At 65.5% G+C, this 10,957-nt stretch carries 13 protein-coding genes; 2 read left to right on the top strand and 11 right to left on the bottom strand.

Features of this window, described 5'->3' with window-relative positions; all coding sequences use genetic code 11:
* Window positions 1-127 precede the first annotated feature (127 nt).
* From AB0M73_RS48980 to AB0M73_RS48935, 10 genes are all read right to left on the bottom strand, one after another.
* Window positions 128-1,408 carry a tyrosine-type recombinase/integrase gene (locus AB0M73_RS48980; RefSeq protein ID WP_363906959.1) on the bottom strand — a complete coding sequence of 427 codons (1,281 nt, stop codon included), beginning with the start codon at window positions 1,406-1,408 and terminating at the stop codon, window positions 128-130.
* A 129-nt stretch (window positions 1,409-1,537) separates the two neighbouring features.
* Window positions 1,538-1,756: a helix-turn-helix domain-containing protein gene (locus tag AB0M73_RS48975; RefSeq protein WP_363906957.1), complete on the bottom strand. Its 219-nt coding sequence runs from the start codon at window positions 1,754-1,756 to the stop codon at window positions 1,538-1,540.
* Window positions 1,757-1,758: 2 nt separating this feature from the next.
* Window positions 1,759-3,351, bottom strand: coding sequence for a replication initiator (locus AB0M73_RS48970; RefSeq protein WP_363906961.1), 1,593 nt, complete (start codon window positions 3,349-3,351; stop codon window positions 1,759-1,761).
* A gap of 101 nt (window positions 3,352-3,452) precedes the next feature.
* On the bottom strand, window positions 3,453-4,988 hold the full coding sequence (locus AB0M73_RS48965; RefSeq protein ID WP_363906955.1) for a cell division protein FtsK: 1,536 nt from the start codon (window positions 4,986-4,988) through the stop codon (window positions 3,453-3,455).
* Window positions 4,989-5,682: 694 nt separating this feature from the next.
* A complete protein-coding gene (locus tag AB0M73_RS48960) occupies window positions 5,683-6,231 on the bottom strand; it encodes a hypothetical protein (RefSeq protein ID WP_363906953.1) in 549 nt (182 codons plus the stop codon).
* A complete protein-coding gene (locus tag AB0M73_RS48955; protein ID WP_363906951.1) occupies window positions 6,228-6,542 on the bottom strand; it encodes a helix-turn-helix domain-containing protein in 315 nt (104 codons plus the stop codon). Before AB0M73_RS48955 ends, AB0M73_RS48960 begins: the two co-directional genes overlap by 4 nt.
* Entirely contained in the window at window positions 6,539-6,814 is a 276-nt protein-coding gene (locus AB0M73_RS48950) for a hypothetical protein (protein WP_363906949.1), read from the bottom strand. The genes AB0M73_RS48955 and AB0M73_RS48950 overlap by 4 nt, the downstream gene beginning before the upstream one ends.
* Entirely contained in the window at window positions 6,814-6,963 is a 150-nt protein-coding gene (locus AB0M73_RS48945) for a hypothetical protein (protein ID WP_363906947.1), read from the bottom strand. The genes AB0M73_RS48950 and AB0M73_RS48945 overlap by 1 nt, the downstream gene beginning before the upstream one ends.
* Window positions 6,960-7,124, bottom strand: coding sequence for a hypothetical protein (locus tag AB0M73_RS48940; RefSeq protein ID WP_363906945.1), 165 nt, complete (start codon window positions 7,122-7,124; stop codon window positions 6,960-6,962). The genes AB0M73_RS48945 and AB0M73_RS48940 overlap by 4 nt, the downstream gene beginning before the upstream one ends.
* 126 nt (window positions 7,125-7,250) lie before the next feature.
* Window positions 7,251-7,736 (bottom strand): hypothetical protein, encoded by a 486-nt coding sequence (locus AB0M73_RS48935; protein ID WP_363906943.1) that lies wholly within the window; start codon window positions 7,734-7,736, stop codon window positions 7,251-7,253.
* 443 nt (window positions 7,737-8,179) lie between these two features.
* On the opposite strand from AB0M73_RS48935, the gene AB0M73_RS48930 reads away from it, so the two are divergent.
* Together AB0M73_RS48930 and AB0M73_RS48925 are read left to right on the top strand one after the other, a co-directional pair.
* Window positions 8,180-8,923: a DUF5919 domain-containing protein gene (locus AB0M73_RS48930; protein ID WP_363906941.1), complete on the top strand. Its 744-nt coding sequence runs from the start codon at window positions 8,180-8,182 to the stop codon at window positions 8,921-8,923.
* A gap of 34 nt (window positions 8,924-8,957) precedes the next feature.
* Window positions 8,958-9,428, top strand: a complete 471-nt coding sequence (locus tag AB0M73_RS48925) for an NUDIX domain-containing protein (protein WP_363906939.1) — start codon at window positions 8,958-8,960, stop codon at window positions 9,426-9,428.
* Here the strand turns inward: AB0M73_RS48925 and AB0M73_RS48920 are convergent.
* Window positions 9,425-9,976 (bottom strand): HD domain-containing protein, encoded by a 552-nt coding sequence (locus AB0M73_RS48920; RefSeq protein ID WP_363906937.1) that lies wholly within the window; start codon window positions 9,974-9,976, stop codon window positions 9,425-9,427. The two genes, AB0M73_RS48925 and AB0M73_RS48920, sit on opposite strands and share 4 nt — an antisense overlap.
* Window positions 9,977-10,957 lie beyond the last annotated feature (981 nt).

Raw genomic sequence — 10,957 nt, 5'->3', positions numbered from 1 at the left:
GCCCTGGTTGTTGCAGTTGTCGTACATCTGCACAGCGCATGAGCCTCACCTGGGGAAACATATGATTCGATCTTGGTTTCAGGCCCCCAGGCCGGCACCAGGCCGTCTCAGGATGGGCCGCGCCGGCTCACCCCGTGCCGCTCGTGTCGTCCTTTGTGGACGGCCGCTTGCGGGGCTTGAACATGCCATCGACCGCCAACCGCGCCCGGTCGTGCGACCCCGGCATCAGATGAACGTACGTCTTGAGCGTGAACGCCTCCGAGGAGTGCCCGAGGAACGCCGCCAACTCCTTGATCGACACCCCCTGCGACAGCATCCACGAGGCATACAAATGACGAAGCGCGTGCATTCCGTCATCCCAATCCGCCGCATACGAAATACCCGCCGCCTTGAACGCCTTCTTCCACACCACATTGTTGAACGCCTGCCGGGTGTACAGATCATTCTTGTCATTGGTCATCAACACGTTGACCGTCTCGAATTGCTTGCTGTCCCGCTCCGCCCACGGCAGCGTCACCGCGACCGGCGGGAAGTTCTCGGCGTAGGCGTCGAGCGCCTCCAGCACGCCCGCGCCCAGCGGGACGTCACGGGTCTTGTGCCCCTTCGGGAGCTTGAACTTGCGCACCCCGTTGACCGTGACCATCTGCCGCGTGCAGTGGTAGACCATGTTCTCCCGGTCCACGTTGTCCATAGAGAACGCGAAGATCTCCCCCTGACGCAGCCCCACGCCCGAGCCCAACGGAATGATGATCTGATGACGCGCCGGCAACGCCAGCTCGATCGAGCGCATCTTGGGCATGGACCACGGCGTGACCTTCTCGCCCGTACCCTTCGGCTTGGTGATCGACTTGTCCTTGCAGGGGTTCTTGCGCAGCTTGCCGTCCGACACGGCCGCGTCCAGGATCGAGGACACCAGGTCGAACAGCTGCCCCTGATAGGTGTCCGCCGGCCGCCGCGTGGCCTCATCCATCCAGCCCAGCCAGTTGCGGATCACCGTCGTGGTGATCTTCGCCAACGCCTTCTTGCCCAGGAACGGATACACGTGCGTCTCCAGCCGCCGCGCCGTGCTATCCACAGTGGATTCATCCTTGGAGCGGCCCCGCAACACCTCCAGCGCGTAGGCCTTGAACAACTCCTTGCCCGCCTCAGGGTCCACGTACGTGCCCGCCAACAGGTCGTGCTGCTGCGAGGTCAGGAAGTCCTGAGCCTTCTTCAGCTCCTTGTCCGCGTAGGACTTCGCCCGCTCGTTGCCCTCCGGGTCGTAGTAGTGGACCTTGTACCGCAAACCCTTGCCGTACAACGCCGGCGAGCGCTCCCGGACCGGCTTGCCCTTCTCGTTGAACAACAACGTGCCCGTCTTCGGGTCCCGCGCCTGCCGGTACCACCGGTCCTCGATATGCCCAGCCACGCCGGCCTCACCTCCTCGTGTCGTGGTTGCCGAAACACTGCGGCACCCCACGACGCCGCCCCCAGCGCGAGGCCGGAGACGACGCCATGGGCGCCATAACGATCATGAAAGACGCCACGGCCCGGACACCTACGCGGCATCCGGGTTGTTCGTCGACCGGCCCTCAAGCCAGTCCAGCACTGCCTCACTGTCGTAGCGGACGTGCTTGCCCATCCTCAACCACGGCGGCCCGTATCCCTTGTACCGCCAGTCCTTCAGTGTCTTCTCCGACAGCTGGAGGAACATCCCCAAGTCCTCCGGCGTCCACAGCTCCCGCTTGCCCCGACCGCCCACGTGATCCCCCCTCATCTCTAGGCCGCCTCCGGAGTTGCCGAAACATCCGGCCCCGCAGCTCCGGGTGGTGGACCCCACGCCGCCGCCATCGCCCGGTCGTACTCCGCCTGCCACCGCGTCCGCTCCGCGATCTGGTGCAGCAGCAAATGCGCCCTGGGTGGGACGTTCGGGTCACCAGGTCGCACGTTGTGCCACACAAGCCGGCTCGTGTCCGTCACCGGCTTGACGATCCCGACCGCCGCCAACGCCTCCGCCACGAACCGCCGCCGGTCCGCCTTGTGGTCAGCCAGGGTCTTGCCCGACCACTTGCGCGACACCAGCACCCGCCGGCCCGGCAGACCCAGCGTGGTCCGGCGGTGCGCCCGGTTCTTGCAGTGTCCCGCCGTCATCACCGAGCGAGCCCCACGCGGTTGGACTCCGTAGAGCAGCCAGACCGCGCACCGTTCCGAGCACGGCGTCACCTGGAGTTCGGCGTGCAACCGGTCGTGGTGCTCCCGCTGTCGATCGCTGTTGGCCTCGATCACCTCCCCGACGTTCTTGGTCAGATACTTGGTCAGGTAGCCGATGTGCCGCCCCGCCTCCTCCGAACCGCCCAGGATCCCCTTGGAGTGCACCTGTCGGCCGAACGCCACGGTGTGCGCCGGCTCTGTCAGGTCCGCCACCGCCTCCTCCCATGTGGACAGTGGCCGCCGGGTCTGAGGGTCCACGAAGCCCTCCGCCGTCGCGTCCCACACCGGCAGCTCCCCACCCGGTAGGTAGACCAACTCGTCGTGGTTGGGCCACCACACCTGGTGATAGGTGGCCGCCGTGACCTGCCGGATCACCTCATGGGAGAACGACCCCCGCATCGCCGCGTGCAGGTGCGGAGTCGCCCGCCGCTGAGGCTCCACCGTCGCGAAGTACTGGACGTCGAACCCGACGACCCGCCGCAGGTTCTGCCACCACCGGTCCACCAGGCTGGCGAAGTGCACCGCGTCGCGAGCCGCCCGCCGGTAGTCATACGACGCGAAGTCCGCCGGCGTGCCGTCGTCGCGCACCCGCCCGTAGGAGTCGAGGGTGAGCGTCGTGAACATCGACGGCCGGTACTTCCCGGCGTACTCCCGCCCCACCGTCCGCTTACTGACCTTGCGGCGAGGCAGGTTCGGCGCATCCTGCCGCCGACGAGTCGACCGCGTGGGCGGACGAGTTGCCGAAACATCCGGCGACGGCAACCGGCCCCGCACACCCGCCGCCTTCAAATCCGCATCGGCCTCCCGAATCGCCTCCCGCAACTCGTCCAGGTCCGCGCCGTTGCCCTCGACCTCCGCCCGCCGGTAGGAGGCCAGCAGATCCGCCCGGCAGGTCATCAGGCCCACCTGGTCCTCGTTCGGCTCCTCCGGTGTGAAGTCCGGTTCATCGGCCATGTGCCAGCCCTCGCGACACTGGGCCATCCGCAGCGCCTTCGCCTTCTTCGCGCACGGCCCACACTGAGACTCCACAGTGGACCCACACGGCACCGCCACATACCGCAACTCGAAGGCGTCCGGGTCTTCCACCTCCTTCACGATCGGCCGCACACAGACGCCGTACTTCTCGGCCGCCGCCACCGCCACGTCCATCGTGATCGGCATCCGCGCCCGCTCCGCCCGCGACTGACCCGCCACATCAACGGGGAAAGACGGCACCGCGCCACCGTCCACAGTCGACTTCCTGGTTGCCTCATTCACGGCGCTCATGCCGCCTCACCCCCCTTGTTCTCGTTGCGCCGCACGAACTCCACAACCCGACCGCCGTCGACCACATCGCCACCCCGCGCCGGCTGCCTCACATACGCCACCAGCTCCTCAATGCCCGCGTCATCGGTCCACGCAATCCGACCCCGCACCGGCACCCGCCGACGCTCCTCCAGCATGTACCCGACACCCGGGGTGTCCGCCGAGATCCGATCGGCCCGCGCCCCACGCTCATACGCCCCGTCGCCCAACACCATGTCCACATAGGACGCCGTGGGCAACGCCATAGCCATCCGGAACGGGAACAACTCCCGCCACACCACCGTTTCCTTCGTCGGCTCCTGCACGTACCCGCGCACCACGAACCCCAACGAACGCCCCTGCGTCAGCAGCAGGCCCACCAGCGCCTCAATCCTGGCCCGCTGCCCCTTGTCGCCCAGGTACTTGGTCAACGCGGCGATCTCGTCGAACTCCAGCACCTCCAAAGGGTTCTCCCGAGAAATGGTGACCTTCCGCCTGCGGCCGGCGAGCATGAGCTTGCGTTCGTTCATACACGCCACCAGCTCCTCCAGCAGCTCCAGCGCGTCCGCCGGCTTGTCCGCGTACCGGTGGAACAAACCCCGCCCGTAGGCCAACTCCATGCCCTTCGGGTCGATCCCGCTCACCCTCACCAGCCCATCGCGCACCGCCGGAGCCAGCACCCGATACGGAGCCCAGGTGAACGAGTTCTTACCCGCGCCGGTCTCCGCCGCACAGAACGTGTGCCGCCCGAACAACGGCATCCGCAGCACCCGCCCGAACTCCGACACCCCGACCGGCACCGACGACAGATCCACCGCATCGCCCAGCAGCTCCACCGCAATCGCAGCGGCCGGCACCACACCGGCGATCAAATCGCGGCGTTGGAAGTCCAACGACACCACGCCGGGGGCGAGCTCCCGGATCACACACCGGGCCGACCGGCGAGCGTGCGCCAACTCCCGAACCCTCTCCTCGTAGTCCTCGGTCTTCTGACCGACCGCCATCGACACCCGGACCTCATCCCACGCCGGCCCCGTGCTGACCTTGGTGATGACCGGCGAGGTCACGTCCAGCGTGGCCTCATCCACAATCACCAGGCCACACCCACGAGCCCACGACTCCCAGCGCGGGGCGTAGAACACCCAGCGCAGCCACCATGACCGCACCCAGCGCCACACCCACGTCTCAAACCACACCGGAGCCCGCCACGCCAGCACCGGCCCCACCAACGCCGCCACGCCGACGAAGGCCAGGCCCACGATCCCCAGCACGTGCCAGGCCCGCAGCACCCACCCGACCGTGACCACGCCGGCGACGACAAGCAGGATCGCTGTGGTCCGGGGGTGGCGGTTGAGCCACTTGCACCCCTCCCACAGCGCCGGTAGGCCGTGCCGGATTCCCTTCCACAGCAACCACAACACCGTCTTGATCAGCTTCGCGATCAGCCACCCGATAGCCAGGCCCAGCAGGACCACACAACCGGCCGCTTCCGCGTCTTTCTTGAAATTTCCCATGACAGGTAGAACCTTTCTGTTCGGACACGTCGCTTGATTGGCTTGCGACCGAGCACGCGCGACGAGGTGCCGCCGCATTCGGTCTGTCCACGACCCCTGAACAGGAAGAGATCTAGCCCGCCTTCGGGTAGATCAGCGGAAGGTGACCCAGGCACAGGCAACACACCTGTCGACCCGGCTCGAAGCGAGCGAACTTCCCGCATCGCACACACTTTCGAGTGCCGCGACCACGGAATCCCTTACACGACAGGGGGCTTGACGCCGCCTCTGCACGGTCCGCTACGCTTGTCACTGTTCCGCTCCCTACATGGGTTGTGGACGTTGAAGTGGAAGGGGACGGACGGTCCGCCAAGACAATGACCGTCCCCTCCCGCACCGCTATTGAGTTGTCGTATCGAGCGTTTTCCTTTGTGTCACTGATGTTTCCGTGCGTTGCGGTTTCACCGGCACAGCCGGCACCGATAGCGCCGGCCGCACGACCATCCCCACTCGGGGCAGTCAGTGCACCGACGCCATGTCCACCGCTTCTGACGCCGCCGCATCTCCCGCAGCGCCCGGGCCTGCTGTCTGGTCTCCTTCCAGCCCTGCCATCCAGCCGCTAGACTCACCGATCAACCACCCACCTTCGGGCCGGTGGCCAGTGGGGGTGGACGACGTTCCGTGCCAACGAAGTGACGTCCACCCCCGCCCACCACTACTCGAACCCCGTCGTCGTGCTCCGCTCGGACCCGCCCTCAGCGCGCGCACTGGCCCGCAGCAGCGTCCGGCCCCGCCGATCAGCGCCCGTCACCAGGCCGTTCCACGCGTCCGCACACAGGTCCAGCCGTGACACCAGCAGCTCCAAGGCATACCGACGCGCAACCGCCCACGTCTCGAACATCCCCCGGTCCGTTGGCTCTTCGCCGAGCGTGAGCAGCAACCCCAACAGGTCGGCCGCCGACATCTCCGACAACTCCGCCGCATCCGCCGGCAACTCGTCCTTCACCGCCGGATAGCGCGCGGCCAGCCGTGACCGCAGCTCCTCCAGCTGCCCCATGAACAACGACCGCACGTTTCGGGTGGCCGACCCCAGCCCCGAGGCCACGAACCCCAGGTAGTTCCACCACTGAACCTGAGCGCTCACACTGCCCGCCGGGGTGAACTCCCCATCCACGAACACCATGAACACGTCCAACGCGTCCTCACGACGCGCCGCCGACCGCGCCACGTCCTCTCGACGCTCCGCATCACGCTTGGAAATCACGCCCGCTCACCTCCGGTCTGCTCACGGCGCGTCGGCACCGACTCGTCTATATCCACCAACGTGATCACGACCCGACTGCCCATCACCGACGCCCACCGGCACACCGCCGCCAGCGACACCACCGAGACGCCGTCCTCACACCGGCCCAGCCACTCCCGCGACCGCCCGGAGTACCGCGTCAACACCCCACGCGACCACCCCAGCTCCTCCCGTCGCCGCCGGACCTGCTCACCCAGCGACGCCAGCAGCTCCGCCAACGGATCCGCCTCCCGTTCACTGTCCACGCCCGGCCATTCCTGCCGGCCCGTCACCGCCGCGCCTCGTTCTCGCCGATCATCACCGGCAACGCGCGCTGCTCCTGGGCAGGCACCGCCGGCTCCGCCATCCCCGCCGCCCGCGCCTCCAGCTTCTCGGCCAGGTCCAACACCGCCGAGCGCGACAGATCCACCACCACGCCGACCCCCTCCAGAGGCAGCAGCCGCACCCGCAACCGCCGACGATCCGGCGAGTACTCGAACACCGCCGCCGCCAAGCTCTCCACCGGCACGACCACATCACTTGCGCGCTTCCGCTTGGCCGCCATCACCGATCACCTCCCCACTCGTGTTCCACACGCTCCACAATGGACTCACACTCCACATCGGACTCCGCCGCCGGCCACGTGGTCGCCAACGCCTCCAATCCGACATCAGCCAGCGCGTCCACAGTGGACTTGTCATTGGCGCCCCTCATAGCTGATCACCGTCCTTGGGCAGTCGCCGTTCCCACTCCCGTGCCTGCGCGTCAAAGGCCTGTGCCGCAGTCGTGACCGCCGCCAGCACCCACCACGGCAGGCCGTCGAGCCGGGTGAACACTCGCCAGGCCGCCGCGACCTCGCGCGACGCTCGCACCATGTCGGCCACCACGACCTCATTCACCCGACCCGAACCGGCTACCGCGTTGGCCTGCTCATAGAACCGATATGCACCCTCCCAACGGGTCACCATCGGCTCCGGAACCGTCACCACGACCAGTCCCCGTTACGCGGCGTTGGACTTGGGAGCCTCGCTCTGACCACCCTCGCCGCCGGCCTTCGCCGACCGAGCCGAGCCACCCGCACCGCCCGCGTTCACCGCGCGCATCCCGGTCGCGCGAATCTGGTAGACCAGCCACTTCGCCTGACCAGACGCCTCCGCCCGAGGGCGCACCGTCATCCCTTCCAGCACGATCGCGCGCACCGGCACGTTCGGCGCGACCGCAGCCGGCGGAACCGGCTGGACCTTCGCCACGAACTCGACCGTGAACGCCTGCTCACGCGCCTTCTCCGCCGCCGGGTCCGAACACTGACCCCGGAACACGTACAGCCCGGTCGCCTGATCCACGATCGGCCGCGCCGGCCGCCCCTTCGCCCTCTCCTCCTGCGACTGGTACTCGAACGACTGCGTGATCTCACCCATCAGAAACAGGCCCTGGGGGAACCACTCGTCGAACGAAACGTTGAATCGAACATCCTGTGGTGCTGGCATGTCTGTGTCCTTACTACTCGTCGCGCTCAGCGCGTTGTGTGTGGTGTTCTGCCAACTCGGCGCGCCCTCGCGTGAGGACCTCGATCAGCGGATCAAGCGCTGCAAGGTCTACGAGCAACGCGACCGGGAAGGCATTCCCAAAACGGACCTCCACGCGGTCAGCGAAGGCGAGCGTTCGCAGACGAACCGGCAAGTCGTTCGTGACATGCAACAGAACTACGTCTCCCACCTCGATCACTCAGCCGTGACCGCGTCCGAGCCCATGACTTCCCTGATCCGAAGCACTGCGCGACTCGTCATCGTCTGCACCTCCTGTGGTCGTCCTGCCGTTCCTGGCATCTACCACTTTCGGCGAAATCGAAGGACGTACCCACCACACAGCGGGATTTCTTAGGACGTCCCTGGTAGGCTCAAGTCGTCCCTCGCGTCCCCAGGAGGTCCCCGTGCCCAACGAACGACTCCGAGACTCCCTGCTCAGGAGGGGGCTGGCACCTGCCGACGTGGCGGCCAAGATCGGCGTGGACTACAAGACGGTTGAGCGCTGGATCACCAAGGGGCGGACGCCGTACGCGAAACATCGCCACACCATCGCCGCTCTTGTGCATGAGTCGGAGAATTACCTATGGCCGGATGCGGTCACACCAGAACGCGTGGTGGAAGTATCCGCTTCTGAAGTAGTAAAGATCTATCCGCACCGCCACACATTGCCGCGCGAAGTGTGGGATACGTTGCTACACAACGCGAATGATCAGATTGAGATTCTAGTCTATTCTGGTCTCTTTATGACCGAAGACCCGCGCATGATCCGTACGCTTCGAGGTAAGGCCATGGCGGGGGCCAGGATTCGAATCCTTCTTGGAGATCCCGACTGCGAGGAGGTTGAGAAGCGGGGTGTGGACGAGAATATCGGCAAAGGCACGCTAGGCGCTAAGGTGCGCAACGCTCTCGCCTTCTTTAAAGCGCTGGACGGTGAGCCTGGAATTGAGATCCGTTGTCACTCAACGATTTTGTACAACTCGATTTACCGGTTTGACCAGGACATGCTTGTCAACACTCACATACATGGCTTTATGGCCGCGCACGCGCCGGTAATGCACCTGCGGCAACTTTCAACGGGCAGCCTATTTGAGTCATACTCAGAAAGTTTCGAATCCGTCTGGAAAGGTGCCGCAGCGCCGATCTGGTGACGGCATTTCGACAAAGAACACGAAGGGCTACACAGTGGCACGCAAGGACTTCTACGACGACGCGACAGCACCCAAGGCCAACAGCATCACCGTTGCTGTGAGCGCCGTCATTCAGAACAGCGACGGACAACTACTCCTCATCCGTCGAACCGACAATGATCTCTACTCGATCCCTGGCGGCGGCCAAGAGATTGGTGAAACATTGGCGCAAACTGTCGTACGCGAAGTGCAGGAGGAGACAGGCATTACCGTTCGCGTCGTCGAACTGATCGGCATCTATTCCGACCCGAAGCACGTCATTGGTTACACGAACGGCGAGGTAAAGCAAGAATTTTCCATCTGCTTTCGCGGGCAGCCCGTGTCGGGAGACTTGCGCGTGAGCAGCGAATCTAGCGAGGTGCACTGGGTAGATCCGTCCGCCTTGGACGAATTGAATATCCATCCGTCAATTCGCTTGCGAATCGGTCACGGCTTGGCGCATCTCGAAAAGCCCTATTTTAGCTAGACGCCTAGGTTCCAGCGTTCCAATCTGCGGCAAGTCCGCTCGACCGCCGCTGTCAATTCTGGTGTTGAACGCTCAATTGATCGGGTAACGAGATGGTCTGGGCCGTACCGAGTCCGTATTTCTCTCAGTCGCTCGTTCAAATCGGTGTGCTTGCCGTCTGGCGTGGTGGTCATGTCGGCCCACCAAAGCCCGTCCCGTTCGGCGCTCTCTTCATCGGGGAACTCTTCAAGCTCAGCCTCAAGCCCTCGAAACCCTGCCTCCACAACTGCGCTCGAATGACGTGCCACAAGCGCGCACAAACGTTTCGGGGCGTTCAACTCGCACAGATAACGCGCGCCGTCCAGGGGGTGAAATCCGGTCAATGCAATTTTTGGCGCATAACCGATGTCGTGCAATATTGCTGCCGCGACCAACAGATCACCGGCAGGCAATCGTGAGGCAGGACCGGCGGCCCGTTCGGCTACACCTGTCACATGTGCCCACCGGCGCGGCAACGCCTCCGCAAGTACGTCCTTGGCGACATCGAACGCCCACGCCTTGAGATCCATGCTCGGGCTCCACGGCTTCGCAACCATGGCGCAACCCTATGCGGGACGGGGCTACCTCGCACAGTGCCAGACGAGCACGCGGGCGACCTGCGCTGTATGCAACTTGGGAGCCTTCGGCGATCGTCTTCTTTCTCTGTGTACTGCCGAATTTGGCTCTATGGGATCAAGCCGCGCCGCCGACGGCGGCGCGGTGGTCGACCTGGCAGCGCCCGTTGCGGGGCCGAAAGCCCGGAAGGGCACGCCAACGGCCTTCCGCTCCGCACGGCCGGGCGACCCTTCCGGGCACGGCACGCCAGGCACGCCAGGACCCCGCCGCCGACGACGCGGCACCCCCAATGAACCACCTCGACACCCCCCATCAGGCCGTGACGACCGCCGGCCCGAGCTGGACGACCGAACCCCGACGCAGACACAGGGCGGTCCCTGGCACCAGGGGGGAGAGGTGCCAGGGACCGTCAACACACGATACCGCCACGAGCGCCGACCGCGGACCGCCCCAGACATCGCTATACACCAACGAATCACGACCAAACCCAACCCTCGCAATTAATCGTTTAACACCGGAACGGCCGCGTCAAGGCGGGACAGATGCCTTGACACAACCGCTCCGGCGCTAACCGGCGGCAGGGGCGAGGGAAAGGGAGGGGCAAGGCTCCTCAATCTCCTAGCCCCGCTGCCCGCAAGACCGAGGAGGACCAATGAGCATCGACCGCAAGCCCAGCCCCAACCAGCTGGTTCTCTGGCCCCGACACCAGCTCTCCGCCGTCCTTGCGCCGGCCGCCCCGTCCTCCAGCGTGCGGCGCCCTACCGTCCACAATGGACACCCCAGGCCGTCTACAGGCCGGCAAACGTCCGGACTGCGCCAGACGCAACCGGACCTGACCGGACCAAACCAGCAGCTCAGGGGACGTGACACCCGATCCGCCCGCAGGCCCAAGCGCCAGACTTTCAGTTGTCGTACTTCAGGTAGTCCACGCCCCA

This window comes from Kutzneria sp. NPDC051319 (genome assembly GCF_040682195.1).
Taxonomy (GTDB): domain Bacteria; phylum Actinomycetota; class Actinomycetes; order Mycobacteriales; family Pseudonocardiaceae; genus Kutzneria.
The sequence above is the reverse complement of the archived record's forward strand: the minus strand, read 5'-3'. Positions and strand labels throughout refer to the sequence as shown.